At 42.4% G+C, this 26,803-nt stretch carries 18 protein-coding genes; 10 read left to right on the forward strand and 8 right to left on the reverse strand.

The window, feature by feature from the left end; all coding sequences use genetic code 11:
- Positions 1 to 9: 9 nt before the first annotated feature.
- The gene (locus tag NYF15_RS20790) at positions 10 to 1,959 is read left to right on the forward strand and encodes an RICIN domain-containing protein (protein WP_237120215.1); all 1,950 of its coding nucleotides are present in this window, start codon (positions 10 to 12) and stop codon (positions 1,957 to 1,959) included.
- Between the two features lie 67 nt (positions 1,960 to 2,026).
- Here NYF15_RS20790 and NYF15_RS20795 read toward each other — a convergent pair whose 3' ends face one another.
- From NYF15_RS20795 to NYF15_RS20810, 4 genes are all read right to left on the reverse strand, one after another.
- A complete protein-coding gene (locus NYF15_RS20795) occupies positions 2,027 to 2,443 on the reverse strand; it encodes a hypothetical protein (protein ID WP_371354553.1) in 417 nt (138 codons plus the stop codon).
- Positions 2,444 to 2,565: 122 nt separating this feature from the next.
- On the reverse strand, positions 2,566 to 4,569 hold the full coding sequence (locus NYF15_RS20800; protein WP_371354554.1) for a methyl-accepting chemotaxis protein: 2,004 nt from the start codon (positions 4,567 to 4,569) through the stop codon (positions 2,566 to 2,568).
- Between the two features lie 195 nt (positions 4,570 to 4,764).
- Positions 4,765 to 8,187 carry a LamG-like jellyroll fold domain-containing protein gene (locus tag NYF15_RS20805; RefSeq protein WP_371354555.1) on the reverse strand — a complete coding sequence of 1,141 codons (3,423 nt, stop codon included), beginning with the start codon at positions 8,185 to 8,187 and terminating at the stop codon, positions 4,765 to 4,767.
- A 343-nt stretch (positions 8,188 to 8,530) separates the two neighbouring features.
- The gene (locus tag NYF15_RS20810) at positions 8,531 to 9,493 is read right to left on the reverse strand and encodes a glycoside hydrolase family 43 protein (protein WP_054562986.1); all 963 of its coding nucleotides are present in this window, start codon (positions 9,491 to 9,493) and stop codon (positions 8,531 to 8,533) included.
- A gap of 597 nt (positions 9,494 to 10,090) precedes the next feature.
- On the opposite strand from NYF15_RS20810, the gene NYF15_RS20815 reads away from it, so the two are divergent.
- From NYF15_RS20815 to NYF15_RS20830, 4 genes are all read left to right on the forward strand, one after another.
- Entirely contained in the window at positions 10,091 to 12,928 is a 2,838-nt protein-coding gene (locus tag NYF15_RS20815; RefSeq protein ID WP_371354556.1) for a TonB-dependent receptor, read from the forward strand.
- Positions 12,929 to 13,197: 269 nt separating this feature from the next.
- Entirely contained in the window at positions 13,198 to 14,535 is a 1,338-nt protein-coding gene (locus tag NYF15_RS20820) for an MFS transporter (protein ID WP_371354557.1), read from the forward strand.
- A gap of 77 nt (positions 14,536 to 14,612) precedes the next feature.
- Entirely contained in the window at positions 14,613 to 17,057 is a 2,445-nt protein-coding gene (locus NYF15_RS20825) for a beta-L-arabinofuranosidase domain-containing protein (RefSeq protein WP_371354558.1), read from the forward strand.
- A gap of 10 nt (positions 17,058 to 17,067) precedes the next feature.
- On the forward strand, positions 17,068 to 17,493 hold the full coding sequence (locus tag NYF15_RS20830; RefSeq protein ID WP_371354559.1) for an FKBP-type peptidyl-prolyl cis-trans isomerase: 426 nt from the start codon (positions 17,068 to 17,070) through the stop codon (positions 17,491 to 17,493).
- A gap of 83 nt (positions 17,494 to 17,576) precedes the next feature.
- Here the strand turns inward: NYF15_RS20830 and NYF15_RS20835 are convergent, their stop codons facing one another.
- Positions 17,577 to 18,551, reverse strand: coding sequence for an arabinan endo-1,5-alpha-L-arabinosidase (locus tag NYF15_RS20835; RefSeq protein ID WP_371354626.1), 975 nt, complete (start codon positions 18,549 to 18,551; stop codon positions 17,577 to 17,579).
- Positions 18,552 to 18,684: 133 nt separating this feature from the next.
- Between NYF15_RS20835 and NYF15_RS20840 the strand changes: the two genes are divergently transcribed.
- Positions 18,685 to 19,713, forward strand: a complete 1,029-nt coding sequence (locus NYF15_RS20840) for a family 43 glycosylhydrolase (protein WP_371354560.1) — start codon at positions 18,685 to 18,687, stop codon at positions 19,711 to 19,713.
- Positions 19,714 to 19,755: 42 nt separating this feature from the next.
- Here the strand turns inward: NYF15_RS20840 and NYF15_RS20845 are convergent, their stop codons facing one another.
- The gene (locus NYF15_RS20845) at positions 19,756 to 21,384 is read right to left on the reverse strand and encodes a sodium:solute symporter (protein WP_237120223.1); all 1,629 of its coding nucleotides are present in this window, start codon (positions 21,382 to 21,384) and stop codon (positions 19,756 to 19,758) included.
- Between the two features lie 260 nt (positions 21,385 to 21,644).
- Here NYF15_RS20845 and NYF15_RS20850 point away from each other — a divergent pair, with 260 nt between their 5' ends.
- The 4 genes from NYF15_RS20850 (at position 21,645) to NYF15_RS20865 (ending at position 24,940) form a co-directional block, all read left to right on the forward strand.
- Entirely contained in the window at positions 21,645 to 22,367 is a 723-nt protein-coding gene (locus tag NYF15_RS20850) for a FadR/GntR family transcriptional regulator (protein WP_130150906.1), read from the forward strand.
- Between the two features lie 45 nt (positions 22,368 to 22,412).
- Positions 22,413 to 23,192 (forward strand): SDR family NAD(P)-dependent oxidoreductase, encoded by a 780-nt coding sequence (locus tag NYF15_RS20855; RefSeq protein WP_105173867.1) that lies wholly within the window; start codon positions 22,413 to 22,415, stop codon positions 23,190 to 23,192.
- A gap of 128 nt (positions 23,193 to 23,320) precedes the next feature.
- The gene (locus NYF15_RS20860; RefSeq protein ID WP_130150908.1) at positions 23,321 to 24,028 is read left to right on the forward strand and encodes a sulfite exporter TauE/SafE family protein; all 708 of its coding nucleotides are present in this window, start codon (positions 23,321 to 23,323) and stop codon (positions 24,026 to 24,028) included.
- Positions 24,029 to 24,064: 36 nt separating this feature from the next.
- Entirely contained in the window at positions 24,065 to 24,940 is an 876-nt protein-coding gene (locus NYF15_RS20865) for an SMP-30/gluconolactonase/LRE family protein (RefSeq protein WP_371354561.1), read from the forward strand.
- On the opposite strand, the gene NYF15_RS20870 is transcribed toward NYF15_RS20865, so the two are convergent.
- Together NYF15_RS20870 and NYF15_RS20875 are read right to left on the reverse strand one after the other, a co-directional pair.
- Entirely contained in the window at positions 24,935 to 25,822 is an 888-nt protein-coding gene (locus NYF15_RS20870) for a LysR family transcriptional regulator (protein WP_130150909.1), read from the reverse strand. The two genes, NYF15_RS20865 and NYF15_RS20870, sit on opposite strands and share 6 nt — an antisense overlap.
- Before the next feature lie 54 nt (positions 25,823 to 25,876).
- On the reverse strand, positions 25,877 to 26,743 hold the full coding sequence (locus tag NYF15_RS20875) for a pirin family protein (RefSeq protein ID WP_371354562.1): 867 nt from the start codon (positions 26,741 to 26,743) through the stop codon (positions 25,877 to 25,879).
- Positions 26,744 to 26,803: the final 60 nt, after the last annotated feature.

A 26,803-nucleotide genomic window follows, 5' to 3' on the forward strand; every position in this document is an offset into this window, starting at 1 on the left:
AACACAATCGTGAAAACAACAAAGCTTAAAAGCGCAATGCAAAAGGCCGGTTTAGCTAGCCTATTTGCCTTGTCGTTTGGCGCTCTGACGGGCTGTCAGACTACAGCTGAAGACAACACAGCTAAGAAAACTGACGTGGCAGCCACAGAAAAAGCGCCAATCCAAGATAATGGTATTTTTACCAACCCACTTTTTCCTAATGGTGCCGATCCATGGCTTGAGTACTGGGATGGTAACTATTACCTAACCACAACAACATGGACATCTGAGTTAGTGATGCGTAAATCACCAACACTCGCTGGCCTTGCTGATGCAACACCTGTCAATGTTTGGTCTGATTCAACCCCTGAGCGTTGTTGTAACTTCTGGGCGTTTGAGTTCCATCGCCTAAAAGGACCAAACGGCTACCGTTGGTACATGATGTACACAGCTGGTACTGATGGCACTTTAGATAACCAACACTTAAATGTATTAGAAAGTGCCGGTGACGATCCTATGGGTCCATACGAATACAAGGGCGCATTAATGCCTAACGTATGGAACATCGACGGTAACTACTTAACATACAAAGACAAGCTCTATGTGATCTACTCACAATGGCAAGGCGATCAGCAATTAAACATTATTGCTGAAATGGAAGATCCGTGGACACTGAAAGAGAACTCACCGCATACAGTGATCACGCGTCCTGAGCTAGATTGGGAAATCAGTGGCCGTAAAGTAACTGAAGGCGCTGAAATTTTACAGCACAATGGTCGTACGTTTATGACGTACTCAGCGAGCTTCTGTAATACCCCAGATTACAAACTAGGTATGCTTGAGCTTGTTGGTGACGATCCGCTTAAAGCGAGCAGCTGGAAAAAATACGACAAACCTGTATTTGAGCGTACAGAAGAAGTGTTTGGCCCTGGTCATAACGGCTTTTTCACGTCGCCAGACGGTACAGAAGACTGGTTAGTTTACCACGGTAATGATTCGGTAGAGCACGGTTGTAGTGCGACTCGTTCATTACGTGCGCAAAAATTTACTTGGAATGACGATGGCACGCCAAGCTTTGGTAAACCATTAACACCAGGCGTTGAAGTAGCACCGCCATCAGGTGAGTACGGCCCTCTTGTCACGCGAGTGCAAGGTCAACGTTATCAATTAGTGAATGCAACAAGCGGCTTATGTTTAGACATTGCAGCTGATCCGCAAGATGCACGTGCAGTTCAACGTCAGTGTGCAAGCACCAATGGTCAATGGGTTATTGATGCAACAACAGATGGTTTTGTTCGTTTAGCTAACCGTGAAGACAGCAAGTTCTTAGAGCTTGAAAGCTGTAATGACGCAAATAACGCCAAAGTACAATCTGCAGCATGGCGTAATAACTTCTGCCAGCAATGGAAAGTAGCACCAAGCACAGATGGTAATGTATCTATTACTAACCGTTACACAGGCAAGCCATTAGCGGTTGCTGGTTGTTCTGCCGCACAAAACCAAGCGGTTTTACAGCAAAGCGACGCAACAGCGTGTGGTGACTGGCAATTACGCCCAATGGGCAGTGTTGTTGTATTAAGTCAACAAAGTGGTAAAGCACTTAGCGTGGCAGATACAGTTAAAGCAGGTACTAATGTTGAGCAACAAGCTTATACGCATAAAGATGCACAGCAATGGTTCTTCACACCAACAGATACAGGCTATGTAAGCCTTAAACAAAGTGCTGACAGCGAGTTCTGTGCTGCGGTAGCTGATAATGCCTTAGTACCAGGTGCCAACGTAGAAATGGCTTCCTGTGCAGCGAAAACAGCACAGTGGCGCATTGCTCCAGTAGAAGGTGGTGGTGTTATGCTTATCAACCGCTACACAAAACAAGCACTTGGTTTAAGTAACTGTGGTTTAGCGGAAAACACTAACTTTGCACAACAACCTGATTTAGGTAACAAGTGCCAAGTGTTCCATCTGCGTGAACCAAATTAAGTTATAAGTAATAAATCGACTCAACCAAAGCCACTTCATTTATGAGTGGCTTTTTTTGCGCTCATTTTCACACCAGCGCACTAATTAATACCCCTGGATCGCTGATACCGGCCTCTTTCATTGCATCTGCGATAGCTTGGCTTAGTGACATAACTTGGTTTTGTAACTCCATGACTATTTCAAGTTGTATTTCGATTTGTGTTTTAACTGCATCATCTTGTTGGTTTTCTGAGGCTTGTAGTTTTGCAAGTTGCTCTTTTGCTTGCTCAAGTTGTTCTTTTAAAAGTTCTAACTGGGCGAGCATTTTTTGAATTGCAGCTGGCAGTTCACTCTTTTTTTCTTGCGCTTTTGTTTCTGCTGTTTGTTGTCCAGAAAGAGTTGCTCTCTCAGCAATAGAGAAACGATAGTCGGATGTCGTATCGTCTTTTGCCGTCGATTTTTGGTTATCTATGTTCAGGGCATGCGCTAACGAGTTAATATTCATCGCGGTTAAGTATAAGTGAAGGATAAATTAGTATCGGCAATGGGTACTATTTCTTTAGCTTTTATTTAATGTAGCACTGGAGCTGTTACCTCGATACCGACAAACTGGTATCGAGGTTTTGATTAATCTGCTTTAAAGAAACTAATTTGCCGTTTGAGCCCTTCGGCAAGGGTTTTTAAGTCGTCAGCAGAGCTTATTGTGCCTTGGGTACGAGATTCACTGTCTTTTGCAAGTTGACTTATTTGATGAAGGTTTTGTGTTATCTCTTGTGCAACCGTGCTTTGCTGATCGGTTGCTTCAGCAATGTTACTTGAGGAGCGGGTTAATTCCCCAATACTGATGGTAATAGACTCTAATTGCTCTCCTGTTTTTTTGCCTTCTTCTGAAGACTTAAGCCCTAGCTGCTGGCTTTGTTTCATCTTTTCTGCCGCCATGGTAACTTGGCTTTGTAGTTGCTCGATAGTTTGGCTTATTTCGACAATCGATTTTTGTGTGCGCTGAGCTAAAGTTCTGACCTCATCGGCAACAACTGCGAAGCCTCGTCCTTGTTCACCTGCTCTGGCCGCTTCAATTGCTGCATTTAGCGCTAATAAATTAGTTTGCTCAGCAATGGCATTAATAACTTCAGTCACTTTACTTATTTCATTGCTAGCATCATTCACTTTTTCTACCGCATCATGACTGTTATTAAGTTGCTGACTAAGCAGCATTAAATCATTGATGACTTGCGTTAATTGGCTTTGTCCTGATTGGGCATCTTTATCAACTTGAAGTGTCTGGTTCGCGCCTTCAGTGGCATTATGTGCAACATCTTTTATCGAGCACGACATTTGCTCTATTGCCGTTGCAATCTGTGCGGTTTGTGCCATCATTTCATGGGCTTCTTGACCATTTTGTTGTGCTAAGTGGTGAGCCGCAGATGCTTGTGTTTCAAGTTGTACTATTGATGTTTGTAAAGCCAGTATTAGCTTTTTAAGCTCCACAGACATTTTACTCACACTTGCCGTAATCGTTACAACTTCATTATCACTAGGCTGGTTAGTGGCTTCAATATACTGCAATAAGTCACCTTTACCCAGAGCATCAACTGTTTTGGTTAGTTTTTTTAGTGGTGCGAGCGTCTTTACTAGCCCCCAAAATAATAGAAGGGTAATCATGATTATGCCGGCGAGAGATGCCAGTGCATTTACACGCATTAATTGCCAGCTTTCGTCATTTAGCTCATGTGCTTTTACGCGAGCGAGTAGTGTCCAGTTCCAGCCTTTTACCTTTTTAGCAAGTGCAAACATCGTTTCACCTTGTTGGCTGGTATAATAGACATGTTCGTTTGAGTTGGTTTGCTCAATCGGCAATCCTTGCAAGGTTTGTTTTGTTAACTGTTCTCCTGATTGACTATGCGGACCTACAATAATTGTGTTATTGGCATTATTGAATAGTAACAGCTTTCCTGATTCTTCTATTGTTAGACTTGCAACAGACTCTCTGAGGGCATTAAGAGAGTCGTTTATATTAAAGCCAATATAAAGTATACCTATGACTCGGTTAGTACTATTTTTAATGGGCTTATAAACGGTCATGTATTCATTCCCGAAGAGTTTAGCGTACCCTTCATATTCTTCTCCCGCAATGAGCTTTTCGTAACCCGGGTGCTTGTTTCCTAGGTAAGTACCTACAGCGCGTTCGCCATTGTCTTTTTTTAATGATGTGGCAATACGGAAAAAATCATCACCATCTCTTACAAAAACTGTTGCATTGCCTTTTGTCAGATCTGCATAACGGTCGACCGTATTCATATTGTTATTAATTAATTCGCCGTTATGCGCTAATGACGGAACCTGATATTGACCGACTTGTGTTTTTTGTTCACTTAACGTAATTGAACCAGAGTACATATCGCTAAATACATTTGCATTTCGCCGTGCAATGGCAAGTAAGCTGTTATATTGAAGTTCGAGCAGAGATGATATTTGGTTAAGGTTAGCCTTGATCGTATGTTCACTTTTATTAGTTAAAATTGTTTTAGCACTGAAATAAGATGAGGCACCAACGATGGAGAATACACATAAGGATAATATAAATGCGAGTGCACCAATTTGTTTTGCTATAGGCCAGTTCCGAAAGTTCATAGTACGCCCTTTAAATAGTAGCATTGTGTATAAGTTAGTTATTAACCCATAAAATGCCAATGTATTGGTAATCTACTTATCGGCAGATCTACTTAATAATGAATGATTATTTTGTTTTAGGTAAGAAAAAAGCCGAGTTTTCACTCGGCCTTTCCTGACAACACATAAGTAAGGTGAGACAGCTCACCTTATCCGTTACTCTTCTTGTGCAGAAGCTGCGTCAAAGAGTGCTTTTATTTCTTCAGCACTGATTGCACCGTTGAAAATTTTCAGTTCATCAATAGCCCCGTTGTAGGGGGTGTCCCAGTAGTTAACACCGAGTGCAAACTCGTTGGTTTCACCAGGGACTGTAAATACACGTGGAAAACCATTTGTTTCTAGTTGCAGTTCACCATTCACGTACATTTTTAAAGCATTACCATTCGTACCATCGACTGTGAATGCAACATGTGTCCATTCTCTAAGAGGAATGCGACTATCTAACTCAGCATTATCGAAGAATGCGCCGTTATTTGCCCATAAGCGGGTAAGTGCAGTTCCAGACATTGATGGAACATAACTTAGCCATGAATTTGCACTTGCTCCTGCAAAGAATGCTGTCGTGTAATCAGTGAAGGTTTCTGGTTTAAGCCACATAGATACAGAGTAGTCATTGGTGGTAATTAGATTATCTGGTAAACGAACCCCCGAACCGTCAAGAAATACGGCTTGGCCTATAATGCCATCTACATAAGTAACATTGCCGCCAGTATTATTAATTAAACCACCAGTTGGTTTGCCAGCTGCGTAGGCATCATTTAGCGCACTTAAGTCACCTTCAAAGCTGTATTCAGCTGGTGCAAGTGATTTTAAGGTTACATCGAATGACTTGGTATCAGTGAAGTCTTTATATCGAATAGTGGCCGTTAATGTCACAACTTGGTCGCCAGCTGTCGCACTTGGCTGAGTGACAATAGCTGTGCCATTGACAGGTTTTAAATACTGTTCGTTGTTGGATGTCCAGCTAATACCTGATACAAACGGACCAACGCGAGGTAATTCAAAGCTTTCTCGTACTGCAGATAAGTCACCTAAATCAAGGGCATTTGTGATAAAGCCTTCAAACTGAGTTGAATCAGTTAAGTTGTTAATCGCTGCGCCGTTAATGTCTAAGCTATTGAGTGCGTAGTCATACACAATAAACTCATCAATTTGACCTTGGAACGGTAAGTCCCAGCCATAGTTTACACCTAGCGCAAAGTTGCCCGTTTGTGTACTAAAAAAGTCAGGGCGCGGCATGCTACCTGCAAGCTCACCATCACGGTATAGTGTTGCTGTACCATTTGCATAGGTAATGGCGATATGGTTCCAATCCATCATTGCTGGTGTTGCTGAGATTATTTGATTCCAGTTATCTGTGCCGTCTTCTTCTTGATAACGGCTCCATAGCATGGGTGTTGAGGTAAAGTGTGTATTACCCGGAATTAGACTCATCCAGCGAGCATCCGATGTTGCCGCAAAAAACGTTGGTGAGAAGTCAGTTAAAACCGTTGGTTTTAGCCAGTATGAAATGGTGTACTCATCGCCAGTGACAAGATCATCAGGTAAACGAACACCCGTTGCACCATCGAAGTTAAAGGCTTTACCTGTTTGGCCTTGTGCATATGTGGCTGTACCTACGCCAACATTGAGCATGTTGTTATCAGTTACATGGGCATCCTCAAGGTTGTTTAAGCCGTCGCTGAGTGAATCTTCGAATGCGTAGTGTGCAATCGCGTTTTTAAATTCTGGGCGGGCTTCAAGGTTTACATTGAAAGTTTTGGTTGTACTTTCGCCGTTGAGCGAAATATTCGCAGTTAAAGTAACTGCTTTATCGCCGCGATCTGGCGTTGGAATAAATACCGAACCCTCGCTGGTGATGTAGTATTCATCGCTACTCTCCCAGTTAATTGCTGCACCGTCTTTACCTTTTGTCGGTAATGAGTAGCCTTCGTCTGCAATCGATAATTCAGTTTTAATATCAAGCGCTTCTTGAACAGTATCAAGCACATTTGCAGTATCTGTGATTTCATCACGTTTACTTGCCCAAATGGTTGCACCTTCGCTTGATGTTGCCGATACAGTAACGGCCATTGCTTTAGTTGCATCATCCCATTGCCATTTAGCCACACCAAAGTAAGTACCAGAATCTAACTCAAGTTTAATATTTGAGTCATCAATCATGTACCAGATACCTGGATCATCACCGGTAACAGAATGATCTTCGTTAAGCGCAATATGCGTTGAACGAATAGCGTCGGTGTTAACCTCATTACCGTGGTTGATAAACTTGTAATAACCGTAAAGTTCATCTGCCACAACCATGTTGTCGCCTTCAAGCGGCACATAGCGTTGTGGTGAAGCCATTGGCCAACCTAATGAGTTAATAAACATTTCATGTACGCGAACTTGGTGCGCTTCTGAAATGGTTGGGAACTCAGTCGATGTTTGCGGGAAACGTGTATGCGTTACTAAAATATGACGACCTGTCGTCTCATCGTAGTAAGCTGAGTTATGACCAGGTGATTGGTAGCCCCATGCTGGTGCTGTTTCGCCAAGTTCTTGCGTGTACTCAAAGCCACCCATTAGTTTTTCGCCCACTTCCAGTCCGCCCATTGCAGCAATGTCGTTACCTGCGTTATCTAGGTATGGACCATCAGGTGTTTTTGAGCGAGCGACACGGATGTTGTAACCATCGTTTAGCGCAAAACCAGCTACTGAGTAGAATAAGTAGTAGTATTCACTTTCGGGGCTGTACATCACAAATGCACCTTCCATTGCTCGGAAGTCACCGCCTACTAGTTTTTTACCATAGCCTTGACCTGCTTCTGGCATACCGGTCTCTTCATTCATTGCTAGCACGAAAATACCGCCAGAGTAAGAGCCATAAACCATCCAAAGTTTGCCATCAGCATCATAGAATGCCGCTGGATCAATAGCATTCGGATCAACGGCACCATTCCATGTCGTTTGGCCGTTATCAAGTGGATAAGCTGTAAATTCAGCATCAGAGCGATAACCGCTACGTAAGAAAATACCTTTGTTTTTATAAGGGCCTTCAATACTGTCAGCTTCGGCTAAGCCAAGGTAAGAGCGGTTCCAGCACACTTCATCAACAACATCCGGTGTATCAGGGTTATCTTGTGCGCAGTGGTTATAGTAAAACCAAAATTTGCCATTTGGCGCTTTGATTACATCTGCTGCCCAGTTACCTGTGAAGCCATCTGTCCACTCAATACCTTCGGCAATTTCAGTGGTGTAGTTGAAATCAAATAGTGGACTCTCATTAACTGCTGCATTAGATGAAAGGCTTGAAATCATTTCCCAGTTCAAGAGATCTGTAGATTTAGCAGCTGCAAGGTGAGAGCCAAAAATATAATAGGTGTCGTCAACTTTAACGACTGAAGGATCGTGCACACTTACATTAGCCACCATGACGCTACCAGATTCAGTGTATTGAACACTGCTGCTTACACTTGGTTTTGCGCTTTGTGGCTCGGCAACCGCAGGGGATGAGTCAAGCTTAGTACCCTCTTCTTTACCACAACCTGTAACAGCCAAAGAGCAAGCTATGAGCATGGCTAATTTATTTAATTTCATTTTATGTGTCCTCTTGAAACTGGGATTATTTTTATTCGATTGTTGTCAATAAAATTGCCGCGTGCCTATATCAAACTAATAAGAACGTAGTATTGTAATTTTATAGTACGATTTGAAATGTGCAAATACTTTTGCAAAGGTAATTAAGATGTAAACGCAGGGTTTCATGTTTTACAATGTTTACAGGCGTATTTTTAATTTTTTTGAGAGGCTGATTTTGATGTTTTATGAGCTATATTTAGTTTTTTAAATTTAATATTAAGCTAAAAGAAGGCGAGGAATGTGTTTATTTGTATTACATTTAAACAATAAAAAAAGGCTCCTAAAGAGCCCTTTTTTGAAATTATTTGTCTTGTTTACTGAGGCCTTCAGTGGTCATAATAATGCGCTTTAGCGTGCCATCTTCATTGTAGTAAAGTGGCTCAATAGCGACCGAACGACGAAAACGTCCGCCACTTGGTTTGCCATCAATCGGTGGCACTGCACCAGTATGATAAATAAAGTAGTCTTTACCTTTGTATTCGATGATTGATTGGTGATTTGTTTCGCTGTTACCCGCTATTTCATTCAAGATTCCTTTATACTCCCAAGGTCCGTGAATACTTTTACTCATGGCATAACAGATCTTCTCAGGGAACTCACATGCGTACGAAACATAGTAGTTATCGTTTTTCTTATGAACCCATAACGCTTCGGTAAAGTTAGGCAAGTCTAGCGTTTTAATTTCACCATCAAGAGACAGTAAGTCGTCGCTTAGCTTAACGTATTTTGGCATTAAGTTACCAAAGAACATGTAAGTATCGCCGTTTTCCTCTGTATAAATAGCAGGGTCGATGTCGTCCCAATCATTTGGCGTATGTTTGGTCATGTCATCGGTCACAAGCGCATGGCCAATGGCATCTTTAAATGGACCTGTTGGTGATTTAGAGGTTGCAACACCAATTGCAAAACCGGGTTTTGTATCATTGTGGCGCACTGTGGTAAAGAAATAGAAAGTGCCATCACGCTCAATCATGTGTGAAGCCCATGCTTCGCCTTTAGCCCATTTAAAGTCAGTGGCTTTCATAATTGGGCCGTGTTTTTTCCAATTCACCATATCAGTAGAAGAAAAAGCCAGCCAGTCATGCATTTCAAAAAAGACATCATTATTAGGGGCTTCATCATGACCTGTATAAAGGTATACAGTGTCGTTGTGTACAAGTGCGGCAGGATCGGCAGTAAATACATCAGTAAATAATGGGTTCTGTGCAACGGCTAAACTGCTTGAGAAAAGTAAAGGCAGTGCTAAAGCTTTGAGTTTCTTCATGAGTGTCCTCTTTGACTAATAATTGTTGTTCGAGCTATTGCTTTGTCCACACTAAAATCTAACCTAAACGGCCCAAGTCATACGCACTGTACGTTAAATTATACTGGGTAACTGATTGTTTACATCGCAACAATTCAGCTAAGTGCAGCAAAAAGCAAGTTGATATTGTATTATTGTATTTCAATAATAGTAGCATCAAAATTTGCTGGGTAAATAACTTGTTAGCTCTTTTTGTTGCTTCTTATAAATTAAAATTGAATTGAGGTAATGTGTCTTTTATCTATATCTTAATGATTATTATGACCTTTATGTAGCTTTTTATATTGGCGAACAGTCTTTCATATATTTGTAACGTGCTATAATTAAAGCGTTTTTGTAAACATAGCGACACTTATTTTAATTTGTCATTTTGAGTTGACTGTCAAATAGTCATACAATATGATTAAAGTTCAGGCAGCAAAGTATTAACATAAAAACGTAGATTCACTCGCGCACCGTTTTGACAACACACGATGCACAACACAGTGATCTCGCTTCGGTAACTGAATGGGGAAAGTTCAGCGGACCGATATAACTATAATTTGGAGAACACCGCTTATGTTTAAAAGAACACACATAGCCAGTGCTGTAGTTATGGCATTTACTTGTCAATTTGCTTTTGCTCAAGAAGAAGCACCAAGCACTCCTGAGAATAGCGCTGATGAAATGGAAGTGATTCAGGTATCTGGTATTCGCGGCAGTTTAAACAAAGCGCTAGATGAAAAACGTGCAAGCGTTCAGATAGTCGATGCTATTGTTGCTGAAGATATTGGTAAGTTTCCTGATAATAACGTAGTTGAAGCATTACAACGTGTAACAGGTGTACAAACAACTGGCCGTGGTGCGGGTGAAGTGAGTCAAGTTTCAATTCGTGGCTTAACCGATGTAAATACAACCGTTAATGGCCGTGCTATTTTTACAGGGGCGGGCCGTGACGTATCACTACAAGACATTCCTGCGAGCCTTTTATCAGGCGTCACTGTTTATAAAACGCGTTCAGCAGATCAGATTGAACGTGGTATTGCTGGGGCTATTGACATTAAAACGCACCGTCCTTTTAACTTTGAAGGCGAAAAAGTCGTTTTAGCAGCGCGTGCAATTTATTCTGATCAGCCTGATGAAGTTGATCCAAATATTAGTGCTTTATTATCTAACCGTTGGGAAATCGACGGTGTGGGCGAGGTTGGAGCACTCGTTAATATCTCTTATGCAGAGACTCATTATCGCGACGACACAATGACGGCGGGTGCTGCATTTCCATTTTTTACTGACAAACCTCAATTCAATTACTCACCCTATTCACGCGTACCAAATGAGTTTTGGCCACAAGGTACAGAGTCTGGTCTTCCTACTGCTTCAGGATCGACATTAGATGTTAATGGAGAACCGACCGAATACCTATTAGCACGTGATGCAATATTTGGTACTTCATTCACAGGCCTTCGTAAGCGACCAGCGGCTTCAGTGTCTTTGCAATGGGCACCAGTCGATACACTTGAAATTACTGCAGAAGGCTTTTATACCGGTTACGAAAATGAGTCACAAAATGCGATGTGGTTCTCAAACACCTTTGAAAATGGCAATGGTAATATTGATACGCCAATTGTTTTCGATGGCACTAATGTGATTAAAGAGAAGCAGGCAATTGGCGCAGGTGGCTTCCAAAGTGGTGACTTCTCATACGGTAAGACAGACAGTTACTTATATGCACTTGGTGCCCAGTGGCAAGCAAGTGATTATTTAACAATTAATACTGAAGTTGTTTACCAAGACAGTGAATACGAAACAGATTTCTTCGCAATGCGCTTTGACCGCGTAGCGACGGGTCTTGATGTTGATTTTAATGATAAAGATGGTGTACCTGGTATTTCATTTTGGGACGATCCAAACACTGCGGTGAATGAAGCTGATATGGCTGCAATTGCTAACTGGAATGCAGGTACTGTTTACGATAACGGCGGCGGTAATGCTGGTGATGCGCTGACTTTTACCTTTGATGCAGAATACCTAATTGGTGGCACATATTTCGATAAAGTTAAATTTGGTGGTCGTTACGAAAAACGTACAGCACAAGAGTACACTCGTGCTCAAGATGCCATTATTCGAGATGAAAACGGAATAGCTATTATTACTTCTGTTGAGAGTTTAATTGAGCAAATTGCAGCAGCAGGTGGAGCTGGCAATGGTTCAGGCATTGTATTCCAAGTTGATGACTACTTTGATGGTCGTGCTGATGTGTTTGACAGCTTCGTCACAGCTGATGGCGGTTACATGCTAGATAATGGTAGTGCTGTTCGTAGTGTATATGGCATGGAAGCAGAAGACGTATACAAAACATTTGATATCGAAGAAAACTCATACGCACTTTATGCTACGACTAACTTTTTCATTACAGAAGATATCAGCGGTGAATTCGGGCTACGTTATGTCAGCTATGAGCAAGATATGGATTTTGTTGCTGAAGTCGGTGGGATGAACTCAAATGTATTCGAAGAAAGTTCAGCAAACGCAGATACCGATGCCTTATTACCAAGCTTGGTACTTAACTGGAATATCACAGATGATTTAGTGGGTCGTGTGGCGTACACCGAAACCCTTCGTATGCCTAATTTCGCTGATTTAAATGCATTACAGTACTGGTTTGATCCACTTACTGAAGGGGCGACATATGGCACTGGTAACGGTGGTAACCCAGATCTTAAACCAACAGAATCAAAGAACTACGATGTATCACTTGAATGGTACTTTGCAGATACAAGCTCGCTTTATGCCGCTTATTTTAAGCGTGAAATTGAAGGTTTGGTTGTTGCGGGTCGTAAGCAGGTTGTACGCGAAGGTGATGATGGCGTAACACGTCCATACGTATTAAGTGCACCCGTTAATGCTTCTAATGGTGAGCTGTCTGGTTTAGAAGTTGGTTTAGTTTACTTCCCTGAAGCGTTACCTGAATACTTAAATGGCTTAGGTGTGCAAGCTAGTTTCACCATGCTTGATTCATCACAAGATACACCTGAATTCAATCAGCTAGGTGAAATTTCAGGCTATGTTGATTCACAAATGGCCGGTGTTTCTGACGAGTCTTACAGTATCGTGGGTATCTACGAGCGTGATGCGTTCGATATGCGTTTATCTTATGTATGGCGTTCAGAGTTTTACACCGGTAATGAAGCTGCAATCTTTGCTAATCCTTTACAGTTCTGGAATCGTCCAGAGCAAAGCTTAGATTTTCAATTTAGCTACAATGTGAATGAAGATTTTGTTGTGACCTTTGATGCAACAAATATTCTTGATGATGTATATCAAAGCCATTACGGTGAAAATAATGACACGTTATTTAACTTTGGTAATGGTATTTACTCACGCACATTTGCATTGGGTGCACGTTATTCTTTCTAATTCTTAATTAGACCCAAAAGCCCCAGCTCTGCTGGGGTTTTTTATTCGTAAAGCGAGTATTTGCTATCGGTCGAAAAGAGTTGCGATTTAATTAGTATGATAATACTATTAATTAAATTAGCATTAAATTTACAAAAATAACGAACGCAATGGCCAAGCTGTGTACTATCTAAGGCTGTAAATTTATTTTATACGCAGTGTTGAAGGCTTGTCATCATTGCTCGAAATAGTGAGCGTGGCTCATTATTGACCATTTAGGGTGTTGTTGTATGGAATCTCAAAAATTATCCGTTGTAGAAAAGGTCGGCTTTGGTGCCGGTGACATGGCAGTGAATGTCATGGTAGCAGCGTTATTTTATTTTATGTCTTTCTTTTACACCGATATTTACGGACTTGATCCGGTTGATATGGGTGTGTTGTTTTTAGTGGCGCGTTTTGTTGATGCCTTTACCGATCCTTTAATGGGAGTGATCACCGATAAAGTGAAAACGCGTTGGGGTCAGTTCCGTCACTGGTTCTTATTTTTATCTGTGCCCTATGGTCTGTCGGTGATTTTACTCTTTACTACGCCTGATTTTGACTACAACATGAAACTAGCTTGGGCCTATGCGACTTACCTTTTCGCAACCTTAATGTTTACCGGTGTCGCTATTCCTTATATTTCTTACATTGGTGTCTTAACCGCCGATCCAAAAGAGCGTTTGTCAGCCAACGGCTACCGTATGTTTTTCGCTAAGATTGCCAATGTAGTGATTGTATTTTCAGTGCCGCTGCTTGCATCATATTGGGGAGATGGCAGCTTGTCGTATGGTTATAAACTGGCAATGGCGTTGGTATCGGCATGTGCCGTTGCACTGTTCTTATTTTGTTTTTTTACAACGCGCGAACGTATTACTCACGAGCCGCAAAAAGAAAGTGTGCTTACGCAATTAAAAGTGCTACTTAAAAACGATCAATGGTTACTACTGTGTGCGGCATGTGTACTTGGTACGCTTGGTTATGCTATTCGCGGCAGTGTTGCTATGTATTACGCAACCTATTATTTAGGCGTGCCTGATTTAGCAGGTGCCTTTACTAGTGCGGGTATTGCAGCATCTATTGTCTCTATGGTAGCAAGCACCTGGATCACCCAGCGCTACTGTAAAATGAAGTTATTCCGTCAATCACAAATTGCTGTGCTATTCATCTCATTGCTAATGTATTTTGTGGTGCAGCCAGGTGATGTAATGATGGCGTTTGTGCTGTATATCATCTTGTCATTTGTGGTTGATTTACACGCGCCAGTGTTCTGGTCTGCCATTGCTGAAGCCGTTGATTACGGTGAAATTAAAGACGGCGTTCGTGCATCGGGCCTATCGTTTGGTGGTATTTCATTCTGCCAAAAAGCCGGGGGCGGTTTAGCGGGCTTAGCGGGTGGTTTATTACTGGCATTTTTTGAGTACAAGCCTAACGTTGAGCAAACTGAATTTACCCTTATGGGCTTAGCACTGATGCTAACTATCATTCCTGGTGTATTTCATGCACTGCTTGGCTTGATCTTAAAAAAATACAAAATTACCGATGAGTACTATACGGATATGGTTATTCATAAGCGCCTACCACACTAACCATCCTTTAAGCGCACACACTTAAAAAGTGTGTGCGCTTTGCTCTTTAAAATAACAATTCGCTGGGAGACAACAGTATGAACACATTCAAAGTTAGCTATTTAGCAAGCGTTTGCGCTGCAATATTAACTGTGAGCGGTTGCAGTGAGCTGCCAACAGACAGTAAACAAGCGGTTTCTGTAGAGCATGCTGAACATACCAGCGAACAACATTTATTTGCCCTAAACCAAGTCAGTTTAAGTGCCAGCCCGTTTTTACATGCGCAGCAAATTAATGTGCGTTATTTATTAGCACTTCATCCTGATCAGCTACTTGCTCCTTACCTGCGTGAAGCCGGTCTTGAACCAAAAGCGCCTAACTATGGTAACTGGGAAAGCACAGGCCTTGATGGCCATATTGGTGGTCACTATCTTTCAGCCCTGAGCCTTGCATGGGCAGCCACGGGTGACGAAGAATTAAAGCAGCGTTTAGATTACATGCTAAGCGAGCTGGATCGCGCTCAACAAGCCACAGGTGGTTACTTAGGCGGTATCCCAAATGGCGATGAAATGTGGCAGCAGATCGAAAAGGGTGAAATCAAAGCTGATTTATTCAGCTTAAACGACCGCTGGGTGCCGCTTTATAACATCGATAAAATCTTTCATGGCTTGCGCGATGCATACGACGTAGCCGGCAGTGATAAAGCAAAACAAATGTTATTTAAGTTAGGCGAATGGTTCTTAGCGACCACTACTAAGCTAACTGATGAGCAAGTTCAACAAATGCTGTACTCAGAGCATGGTGGCTTAAATGATGTGTTTGCTGATATGTACTTTATTAGTGACGATGAGCGTTACTTAAAACTAGCTCGCCAGTTCTCTCATAACATCATTATTGAACCCTTATTACACAAAGAAGATAAGTTAACGGGCCTGCATGCCAATACGCAAATTCCAAAAATTATTGGTATGTTGAAAGTGGCTAATGCCAGCGATGATAAAGCATGGCAGCAAGGTGCTGACTTTTTCTGGAAAACAGTCAGCCAAGAGCGCTCAGTATCAATTGGCGGTAACTCAGTGCGTGAACATTTTCACGATAAAAGTGACTTCACGCCAATGGTTGAAGATGTTGAAGGCCCAGAAACCTGCAACACTTACAACATGATGAAACTTAGTAAGTTATTGTTCTTAAAAACCGGTGATACGCGTTATTTAGACTATTATGAGCGCGCCACATATAACCATATTTTATCGTCACAACACCCAGAGCATGGTGGTCTTGTTTACTTTACCTCGATGCGCCCTGGGCATTACCGAATGTATTCATCAGTGCAAGATTCAATGTGGTGTTGCGTAGGCTCAGGTATTGAAAATCACAGCAAATATGGTGAGTTGATTTATAGCAATACCGGTAAAGAGTTATGGGTGAACTTATTTATTCCGAGCACGTTAAATTGGCAACAACAGGGTTTACAGATCACCCAAGACAGCCAATTCCCAGATGATAACAAGGTCTCACTGACCGTGGATCGTTTGTCTGAAGGGCAAAGCACCGAGTCAGTAATTCATATTCGTAAGCCGTCTTGGCAGCAGGGTGAGCTGAGCTTTACTTTAAATGGAAAAGCTGTAAGCGCAACCGAAAAAGACGGTTATTACAGCATCAGCCATGCTTGGCAAAGCGGTGACAAACTTGCCTTTGAACTTAGCCCTAAGCTTTATACTGAGCAGCTACCTGATGGTCAGCATTATTATTCGGTGATGTACGGACCTGTTGTCATGGCTACCAAAGTACACGCTTTTGCAAATGAAAAGCTTAACTTTGTTGCCGATAATAGCCGTATGGGCCACATTGCCGCAGGGCCGACTTGTCCGCCAGAAGCTCTGCCAATTATGCTGAGTGAGCCAGAAAAGTTTATTGCCGATCTCACTCGTAAGCCAGGCCAAGAGCTCGCATTTATCGCCGATAAAAATGTGGCGATTGCTAAACAAGGTATCGATAACACCAAAAGCACAGAGTTAATTCCGTTCTTTCGCTTACACGATAGTCGTTATCAAGTGTATTGGCCGCAGCAAAGCGAAGCTGAGTTCACGCAATTTGTTGCCGATGCAAAAGCGGCTGAGCAAGCGAAAGAACAGCTTCGTTTATTAACCGTTGATCAAATTACGCCGGGTGAGCAACAACCTGAAGTTGAACACGATTTTAAAGGTGAAGGAACCCGTGCAGGTGTCAATAATGGCTACCATTGGCGCGATGCAACAGGTTGGTTTGAGTATCAGCTTAGTAACCCAGAACAAAAAGCGGTTGCTTTGCGTGTTCGCTATTTTATTGGCGATGTGAACCGTCACTTCTCTATTAATTTAAATGGTGAGCAATTAGCTGCAGTTAGTTTGCCTGTAGGTAGACCAACGGATGAGTTCTACACCATTGATTACCCATTAACAGAGGCAATGAAAAAGTCGACAACGCTGACCTTACGTTTTGCTGCCGACAAAGACTCTGTTGCCGGTGGTATCTATGGTATTCGTTTAATCAACGCACAATAAAGAGTTGGCTATGTTAAGCAACAATGCGTTTGCGACGGCTAAAGAGCATGTTTTACCGTCGCTTTTAGATAACAGCGCCGAGCAACACAGTTTTTACCAAACACCCACAGGGCTTGGTTATCGAATAATTGAGCAAGGTCAGGGGGATAAACCAAGTTGGGATGCCACAGTGACTGTGCATCAACGCCTTACCCTTAAAAATGGTCGGGTGTTATTCGATACTCGCAAGCAAGGCGCTGCTGTAGAGTACGAAATTGCAGAGGCGATAGTGGGCTTGCAAGAAGCATTGCAACTAATGAATAAAGGCAGCCGCTTTGAGGTGCTAATACCTGCGCATTTGGCGCGTGATGTGTACAGCGCATTTATTGAAGAAAAGCATCAGCAAGACTGCCAAAGCCCCATGCTCGTTGATATTACTTTGATTGATTTTAGTTGATAACACCTACTCTCAACCTCAAACGAGGTCATTAAAGCAAATAAAAAACCTGCAATTTTGCAGGTTTTTTGTGTGTTGAATAATTACTTCTTAAGCTTGGTTTTAAGCTTATTTAGGTCGGCTGGGTTAACAACCGGCCAATTGTTTTTCCAGCTCATAGGTAAAATACGTAGTTTTTGCACGCCGTTATCGGCTGTTTCGTAAGCGTGTAGCACTAAGTAGTCTTTGCCATCAAAGGTGTATGCGGCATTGTGGCCAAGGGCTGCCCAATCTTTGTTACCTTCAATAACTAAACTGCCGCCGCCATCAAGCATAGAGCGACCTTGTTGATCTAAATATGGGCCTTCGATGTTTTTACTGCGGCCTACGCGCACGTTGTAAGTACTTTCTACGCCACGGCAGCATTTATCAAACGAAACAAATAGGTAGTAATAGCCATTCTTTTTAAAGATATAGGGTGCTTCAATTGGGCCATGTTCCGTGTTTGGACGACTCGCAATGTGATGCCATTTTTCAGGTTTTGCTAAGCGCACCATATCATCATCAAGTTGTACTAGTTTAAGGCCACCCCAGAACGAACCAAAGCTCATCCATGGTGTGCCATTGTCATCTTCCATAATCGCAGGGTCGATAGCGTTCCAATCGTCACGATCTGGCACTGATTCAACCACTATGCCGTAGTCAATCCACTTGTAATCAGGTGACGCAGGATTAAGGGTTTCGTTAACCGTAACACCAATTGCTGAGGTGTTTTTGCCAAATGCAGAGACCGAGTAATAAAGGTAAAACTTACCATTTTTCTCGTACACATCAGGTGCCCATAAGTGGCCATCAAAGCTTGATGAGATACGCTTTGCCCAACTCGGCTCATCTTTAAAAACGCGGCCTGTGAGTTTCCAGTTGGTTAAATCTTTCGATTCATAATAGGTAATGCCTGGGCCTGTGCTAAATACATAGTACGTGTCGCCTTCTTTGGTCATTACCGGATCGTGTACTTCAACTTGCTTTGCAGATACGGCTGCGGCAGAAAAAAGTAGCCCTGTTGAAAGCCACTTCATTACTTGTGTCACGTTACTTACGGGTCTCATGCTTGAATACCTTTTGTTGTTTTAACTCTTGTGTTCATTCAGCTACTATATAATATGTAATACAATATTAACAATAAAATCGAGACGAAATACAGGACACATTATGCTCAAAAAATTATCTCAGCTAACGCTTCTTAGTGCGTTAAGCGCCTCACCAGTGTCAGCCCTTGCTGATGCTAATAGTAGCAAGACTTTAGCGCCAATTGACAACCCCATAGTACTCAAACGTGCTGATCCTTGGTTAGTTCGTGATGATAAAAGTGGCTGTTACACGTTTATTGGTAGTTCGCCGAAATTTGATGAAATTGAGCTGCGCCAAGCTTGTCGTTTAAACGATTTAAAATTAGCTGAGCCAAAGGTTATTTGGCAAAAGCGTGATAAAGGCCCAATGAGTGTCAATATTTGGGCTCCAGAGCTACATCAGATTGATGGCAGTTGGTATATCTACTTTGCCGCAGGTGATATCGAAAAGCCATTCAGTATTCGCATGTATGCACTTAAAAACGACAGTGCTAACCCGATGCAAGGTGAGTGGCAAGAAATGGGGCAAGTCACCAGCCACCTTGATAGCTTTTCGCTTGATGCCACAAGTTTTACGCACAAGGGGAAGCGTTATATGATTTGGGCGCAGCAGAACCAGCCTGCAACTTATAACTCAGCTTTATGGTTAGCTGAAATGGACTCACCAACATCAATTAAAGAGCCCATTATCGCGATTACAGAGCCAACCCTTGATTGGGAAGTGCAAGGCTACAAGGTAAACGAAGGTGCTGCAGTCATCACCCATGGCGATAAAATATTTGTCACTTATTCAGCCAGTGCCACCGATCATCGGTATGCGATGGGTTTGCTATGGGCAGATGTGAATGCTGATTTACTTGACCCTGTTAGTTGGCATAAGAAAGCTGAGCCAGTGTTTACCACCCATGCTGAGCTAGGACGTTTTGGCCCTGGGCACAACAGTTTTGTAAAAGCTGAAGATGGTGTAACTGATTTAATGATTTATCACAGTCGTGATTATAAAGAGCTGAAAGGCACACCGCTTACAGATCCTAATCGCCATGCGCGAGCACGCATTATTACGTGGGATAAAAACGGCTTTCCAGTGTTTTCACCAGAACTCGCTGATTAAAAAAGGCGCCAATTGGCGCCCTACAACTTTGGGAACGAACGATTACCAGAAGCGGTAGTAAATAAAGGCAGTAATACCAATAATACCTGCGGTATGAATGTAATCCCACTTATCTAAGCCTGCAGCCACTTCTTTCATGGTTGCTTTATCTAGGCTTGAGAAAGTCAGACCTTTCAATTGTTCTTCGTCTGCTTGCTTGGTGAAAATACTCACCACAATCATAATCGCAACGACCACGACAAATAGCAGAATACAGTAATATAACCAGTTCATTGTGGTGATCCACGCAAATGATGAACCTGTTAAATCATCTTTAAATGGCAGTAACACTAAGCGGATCATACCAAGTACAAAACCCGACACTAAGCCCACAAAACCCGCTGTTGGAGTGATGCGTTTACTACATAAACCGAGTAAGAATACTGCTGCAATACCTGGTGCAATAAGCGACTGCACACTTTGCAGATATTCATACAGCACATCGGCAATTAAGCTCATGACGGGTATCCACAATAGGCCTAATATAACAATTACGATAGTGGCAATACGGCCTACTTTAAGAAGGTGCTTCTCAGATGATTCAGGTTTGAATTTCTTATAAAAATCAATGGTAAATAAGGTTGCTGATGAGTTAAATAATGATGCTAATGAGCTCATAAGCGCCGCGACTAAACCACCAATTACAATTCCTTTAACGCCGGCTGGTAATAGCTCAGCAACTAACGTTGGGAAGGCTTGATCAGCACTTTCATAGCTAATAATACCCTTAACATTCAATGCGTATGCAATCATGCCTGGTACTAAGAAGATAAATACAGGAAGTAGCTTTAAGTAACCTGCGAACATGGTACCGCGACGGGCTTCTTTAATGCCTTTTGCAGATAAAACACGTTGTACGATGTATTGGTCTGTACACCAATACCAAAAACCAATAATGAATGAACCAAATACAATGCCTGGCCATGGGAATTCAGCATCTGAAGCACTACGTATAAGGTGCATATTAGCATCGTTGATACGCTCAACTTCTGCCCAGCCTCCAACTTTATCTAGACCAACCACTAATATGACTAAGGAGCCAATAATGAGCACTGGAGTTTGCAGCACTGAAGTCCACATAATGGCTTTCATACCACCAAGCACCGTATAAATACCGGTGATCACCACAAGGCCAATAGCTGAGATCCAGAAGAAGTCTATACCCCAAATGCTCTCGATACCTAAGATTGTTTTAAATGCAATACCGCCGGCATAAACCGTCACCGCTACCTTAGTTAATACATAACTAATCAATGAGATTACAGATAAAAAAGTACGTGATTTAGAGTTAAAGCGGCGCTCTAAGAATTCTGGCATGGTGTAGACTTTACTACTCCAATAGAAAGGCACGAAAATCCAACCGAGTAGTAGAATGATCCACGATTGCATCTCCCAGTGAGCCAGTGCCATACCCGATTGTGCACCTGAACCTGAAAGGCCCACTAAATGTTCCGAGCCAATGTTTGATGCGAAAATAGAGGCACCAATTACTAACCAACTTGCATTACGGCCCGCTAAAAAGTAATCAGCGGTGTCTTCTTCTTTTTGTCGCATAGACATCACGACAACGCCTAGTAACAGGACAAAAAATCCTGCCAGCACTGTCCAGTCTAAGGTACTCAGTTCGACCATTGTGTGTTCCACCTAATTATGAAAAGTGAATATTGTTTTATATTTGTCAAATAAAAATATTATATTATAAATAAGTTGAGTTAAAGAGATTTGTTAAAATAAGGTGACAGCCAGTACAGAAAATAGTGACTTAAAAGCTCGGTTTTTGTTCATTTATTCTGGGTGTTTTTATCTTTGTTATTGATTATAAAGAATAATTTGCAGGATGACGGAAGCAGTATATAAATGTATCATATACCCAGATCTTTTGAGGAACACTTATGGCGCGTTTAGAGAATTTAAACCTATCACAACAAGTTACCAATGAGCTTGGTAAAGCAATCATTGTTGGTGATTACAATACTGAAACGGGGCTACCAACCGAAGCACAATTATGTGAAGTGTATGGTATTAGTCGCACAGCTGTTCGTGAAGCAGTGAAAATGCTCGCTGCAAAAGGACTGATTTCTTCTCGTCCACGACAAGGTATTCGTGTGGAGTCAGCGGAGAACTGGAACTTATACGACACAAGCGTATTGAAATGGTTGCTTGAGAGCAGCCCATCATTATATGTATTAAAAGAGTTTTTGCAGGTTCGCTTGGCGATTGAACCACAAGCAGCGGCACTTGCTGCAAGAAAAGGCGATCAAGCAGCCATCGCAGAAATTAAAATTGCACTCGATAAAATGCAAGCGGCAGCAGAAGAGCCTGAAGGCGTAATGCATGAGCCAGACCTTGCCTTCCACACGGCAATTTTACACGCCAGTGGTAACCGTTTTTTCTATCAATTACGTGACTTTATTCGCACCGCATTGCATGTGAGTATTCAACATACTACACCCGCTAAAGGCAATAAGAAGGCCATCGCTGAAGAACACTTTAAAGTGTATAACGCAATTGCAAGCGGTGACCCTGAGCGTGCTAAAAACATGATGACGTACATGATTGATGAAGCAATGGCGTTTATTGAAAAAGAAATCGCTGATAAAGAAGCGGCTCAATAAGTATCGCTTCTTGACGTTGTAATTACTTTAAAACAAAAGGTTATCATGCCAAATTCAAACGAGCTAAAAACAGTTTACCCAAGCCTCGCTGGTAAGAGTGTGTTTATTACTGGCGGTGCATCGGGAATTGGTGAAGTAATGGTAACGCGGTTCTGTGAGCAGGGCGCGAAAGTCACCTTTGTTGATATTGCAACCGAGCAAAGTGATGCTTTATGCGCAAAATTAGCGGGTAAATATGAGTTTGATCCACAATTTATTCATTGTGACATACGTGATGTCGAAGCCTTAAAAGCGGCCATTGAGCAAACTCGCCAGCAACAGGGTGACATTGGTGTGTTAATTAATAACGCCGCCGATGACACCCGTCATGCCGCGGAAAATATGGATGTGAAATATTGGGAAGACAAGTTTGCCGTTAACTTACGCCCGTGCTTCTTTTCATCACAAGCAGTGGTTGAACACATGCAGCGTTTAGGTGGTGGTAGCATTATCAATATGGGGTCGGTAAGCTGGCGTATTAAGCAAACTGGCATGCCTGCCTACACAACAGCAAAAGCAGGGATTGAAGGTTTAACTCGTTCATTAGCTGCTTCTTATGGTAAAGATAATATTCGTGTAAATTCATTGGTGCCAGGTTGGGTGATGACAGAGCGTCAAATCACTCATTGGCTAACCCCAGAAATGATTGAAGATGTTCGTTTAAGTCAATGTATTAATGAAACAATTCAACCAGACCATGTTGTCAATGCCGCGTTGTTTTTAGCCGCTGATGACAGCTGCATGATGACAGCACAATCACTGATAGTAGATGCAGGTTGGACTTAATCTTTCAAAGCGATTGCAAAATAGCTAACTTGCGATAAAATTTTTTATGTAATTCAAATGATACTATAATAATAAAATATGGGTTATAGAATCAGCAGAGCTCATACTTAGGAAGGTGGTAAGAAAGTTTGACCGACTTTGTTCTTGTTTATTTAATTTTGATTATTGGCGCTTGCCTACAAAGTGTTATTGGCTTTGGGTTAGGTATGTTATGTGTGCCTGTCCTTTACTGGCTAATGCCAGAACTGGTACCAGGTCCTATGATTTTGAATGCGCTGTTTTTAACGTCGGTGTTAATGATAAAACACCGTGGTGCAATAGACATGAAACAAACGGGCATATCCATAATCGGTGGTGCAGTGGGGGTTATCTTCGCCGCTGTGGTGATGTGGTATGTCAATGCCAAGCAGTATCAACTCTTGCTCGGGGTGAGTATTTTGGTCGTGGTAGCTTTATCTGTTATAGGTATGAAACCGAAAATCTCCACAATCACTAGCTTGCTTGCGTCAATGTCATCGGGCTTTTTAGGGACCACGACTTCCGCTGGTGGCGCGCCGATGGGGTTACTTTATCAAGCTGAAGATAAAGACAAAATTAAAGCGAATCTGAGTGCCTTTTTCGTATTCATAAACCTGTTTGGCATTATTGTATTAATGCTTACAGGCTCTGCTGATATCAGCGATGTGAAGCTGTTTTTCTTATGTTTACCTGCAATTTTAACTGGTTGGGGTCTATCTTTTGTGATTAATAATAACCTCAATGAAAAGGCCATTCGCGGCATCATCTTGCTGGTGGCTGGTTTATCTGGTCTAGCACTTATTTTCATACACAGATAGAATGAGAATAGTTCAGCTTTTTGTGTAATGAAGCCAATGCTCGATGACACCATTAAAATAATCATTTCTAGCCAATGCCAATTAGGCGAAGGTGCCTATTTTGCAAAGGCGCATAACTGTTTATTTTGGGTCGATATTTTAGGGCAGCGTTTGTTTCGTTTAGACTGCCAGTCGATGCGCGTTAGCCAGTTTGCCATGCCAGAACCTATTTGTTGGGTGATGGAAACCGAGCAAGCAGAGTTAGTTGCAGGCTTTGCCAAAGGCGTTTATACGCTAAATAGTAAAGACTTTAGCCGTGAACTCCTTTATTCAATTGACCATGAACCTTCACAAAACCGCTTAAACGATGGTAAAACGTCTCGACAAGGTTTTGGCTTTTTTGGCTCAATGGACTCTCAAGAGCAAACTAATAGTGGCAAGCTATATCGTTTTGGCCATGGTCAAGCTCCGACAGCCGTTGATCATGACTACACCATTAGTAATGGCCCTGCGGTAAGTAAAAATGGTCAGTTTCTATACTCTACAGATTCAGATAAACAAACAATCTACCGCTTTACTCTGAGTGAACAAGGTGAGCTTGCTGATAAACAAGAATTTATTCGCTTTACTGACAATATGGGTTTTCCTGATGGCATGACCGTTGATAGCGAAGATCATCTGTGGGTTGCCGCGTGGAATGGCTATGGCGTGTACCGTTTTGCGCCAAGCGGTGAGCAAGTGCAGTTTATTCGCTTGCCCGCACCACGTGTTACCAGTGTCGCATTTGTTGGTGAAGAGCTTACGCACCTTGCGGTGACAACTGCGGCAGTAGGGCTCGAAGACTCAGTACTCGCTGATTACCCGCACAGTGGTGGCGTGTTTATTCTCGAGCCGGGCGTTAAAGGCATTGCTGAAACGCCTTTGAAGCTATAGGTTTTCCATTACTTGATAACGCAATTCGCCAAGAAATGCGCGTGCTGCAGGGCCCAGTTTGTCACCGTCTTTAAAGAGCAAATGTAATTTAGCGCTGCGACTGCTGTTATGGGTTAAATTGAGTGCCTTCATTTGCCCTGTCGCAAGTTGTTTTTCTATCGCGACTTTTGGTAACCACGCAAAGCCCAGTCCATTACTGATCATATCAATCGAAGTGCGCATATGAGTGACGGTCCAGCGCTGATCGGCACCTAACCAGCCACCATCTTGTTTGTGTTTATTCGCTGAATCGCGAACAACAATTTGGCGGTGTGATTTTAAATCTTCGAGGGTAATTTCACGCTCTATCCCATGCAAAGGGTGATCTGGATGGGCGACGGCAATAAACTCGATATCACATAATTCTTCATGAAAGTTTGCCGCAATTGGAAAGCCGGTAATGGCAATATCAACCTGATCGTTTTCGAGCAGTTCATTGCCCCCCATTAGCACAGACTCATGCAGCTCAATACGCAGTTGCGGGTATTGCGATGACGTGTCGTTAAGTACTTTATAAAGCAGTTGTTGTGGGAAAATGGCATCAACAGCAATGCGTAACTTACTTTCGATACCTTCACCCAAGGTTTGCCCTATGGCCTCAACTTTAGCAGCTTCATCGAGTAAGTAATTAGCACGGCGCAGCATCATTTCGCCGGCTTCAGTGAGCACGGTTTTGCGGCCTTGAATGCTGAATAATTTTACATTGAGTGCAGATTCAATTTTGCCAACTGCATTATGAATACTCGATTGGCTTTTATGAATACCTTGTGAGGCTTGGTTGAAGCCTCCAAATTCAACAACAGCACGAAACATGCGCCACTGTTCTAGCGTAATTCTTAGCATGATGTTCCTTTGCTTACTTAACTGCCTAATAGTACCTGTAAATGCTGAAAAAGTTTACTTTTTAGCAGTGGGCAACTCAATATACTCAAGTTCATCACCGGGGATGCTTGCAAAGCGCTGTGCTTGCCAATCTTGTTTTGCTTGCTCGATACGCTCTTTACTGTAAGCAACAAAGTTCCAGTGTAAATACGGGACTTTATTGAATTTACTGCCACCAAGTAAAATAAAGCGGCTGTGCACCAGAGTCGTTATTTCGTGTTCGCTGTCATCAAGTAGTACAAAGTCGCCTTGGGTATAGCGAGTATCAGCCACACTAATTTCACCGTAAATAACATACACAGCGGTTTCATGATGAGGATGCGGTTTAGTTATATGGCTACCTTGCTCTGCTACCGTATCTACATAAAACATCGGTGAGTAGCTTTTCACAGGGGAGCTTAAGCCATAGGCATCACCGACAATGAGTCGCATCAGCACGCCTTTTTCGATTTTCTCAGGCAATTGCTGTTTTTTGATATGTTCAAAACGCGGTGCTATTTCGGTCATACTCTCAGGTAAAGCAACCCAGCATTGCAGACCATTAATGTCGTGCTCGCTCGCCCGCACTTCAAGGCTTTCTCTTTCTGAGTGAACTATACCGCGACCTGCGGTCATCCAGTTAACATCGCCGGGTGCTATTTGCAGGCTATTACCTAGCGAATCGCGATGGTAAATACTGCCAGTAAATAAATAAGTGAGCGTTGATAAGCCAATATGAGGGTGAGGCCTCACATTTATGCCTTCACCGCGAGGAAAGTGATTTGGCCCCATGTGGTCAAAAAAGATAAATGGGCCAACCATTTTTTTGTCAAAATGAGGCAAGATGCGTTTTACATCGAGCCCACCAATATCATGGCTGATTGCTGTTAATAAAGTTGCCATATTCGCGCCCTCTTAAAAACAAATTCAGCCAATAACCTAGGTTATTGGCTGGGATAAATA

Source organism: Pseudoalteromonas sp. 68 DY56-GL68 (assembly GCF_041414825.1).
Classification (GTDB): domain Bacteria; phylum Pseudomonadota; class Gammaproteobacteria; order Enterobacterales; family Alteromonadaceae; genus Pseudoalteromonas.

Excerpts from the sequence above, each read along its gene's own strand:
- NYF15_RS20865 (WP_371354561.1), top strand. The coding sequence starts at position 24,065 with ATGCTCGATGACACCATTAAAATAATCATTTCTAGCCAATGCCAATTA.
- NYF15_RS20850 (WP_130150906.1), top strand. The coding sequence starts at position 21,645 with ATGGCGCGTTTAGAGAATTTAAACCTATCACAACAAGTTACCAATGAG.
- NYF15_RS20820 (WP_371354557.1), top strand. The coding sequence starts at position 13,198 with ATGGAATCTCAAAAATTATCCGTTGTAGAAAAGGTCGGCTTTGGTGCC.
- NYF15_RS20800 (WP_371354554.1), bottom strand. The coding sequence starts at position 4,569 with ATGAACTTTCGGAACTGGCCTATAGCAAAACAAATTGGTGCACTCGCA.
- NYF15_RS20795 (WP_371354553.1), bottom strand. The coding sequence starts at position 2,443 with ATGAATATTAACTCGTTAGCGCATGCCCTGAACATAGATAACCAAAAA.
- NYF15_RS20835 (WP_371354626.1), bottom strand. The coding sequence starts at position 18,551 with ATGAAGTGGCTTTCAACAGGGCTACTTTTTTCTGCCGCAGCCGTATCT.
- NYF15_RS20855 (WP_105173867.1), top strand. The coding sequence starts at position 22,413 with ATGCCAAATTCAAACGAGCTAAAAACAGTTTACCCAAGCCTCGCTGGT.
- NYF15_RS20870 (WP_130150909.1), bottom strand. The coding sequence starts at position 25,822 with ATGCTAAGAATTACGCTAGAACAGTGGCGCATGTTTCGTGCTGTTGTT.
- NYF15_RS20815 (WP_371354556.1), top strand. The coding sequence starts at position 10,091 with ATGTTTAAAAGAACACACATAGCCAGTGCTGTAGTTATGGCATTTACT.
- NYF15_RS20845 (WP_237120223.1), bottom strand. The coding sequence starts at position 21,384 with ATGGTCGAACTGAGTACCTTAGACTGGACAGTGCTGGCAGGATTTTTT.
- NYF15_RS20810 (WP_054562986.1), bottom strand. The coding sequence starts at position 9,493 with ATGAAGAAACTCAAAGCTTTAGCACTGCCTTTACTTTTCTCAAGCAGT.
- NYF15_RS20825 (WP_371354558.1), top strand. The coding sequence starts at position 14,613 with ATGAACACATTCAAAGTTAGCTATTTAGCAAGCGTTTGCGCTGCAATA.
- NYF15_RS20830 (WP_371354559.1), top strand. The coding sequence starts at position 17,068 with ATGTTAAGCAACAATGCGTTTGCGACGGCTAAAGAGCATGTTTTACCG.
- NYF15_RS20875 (WP_371354562.1), bottom strand. The coding sequence starts at position 26,743 with ATGGCAACTTTATTAACAGCAATCAGCCATGATATTGGTGGGCTCGAT.
- NYF15_RS20805 (WP_371354555.1), bottom strand. The coding sequence starts at position 8,187 with ATGAAATTAAATAAATTAGCCATGCTCATAGCTTGCTCTTTGGCTGTT.
- NYF15_RS20840 (WP_371354560.1), top strand. The coding sequence starts at position 18,685 with ATGCTCAAAAAATTATCTCAGCTAACGCTTCTTAGTGCGTTAAGCGCC.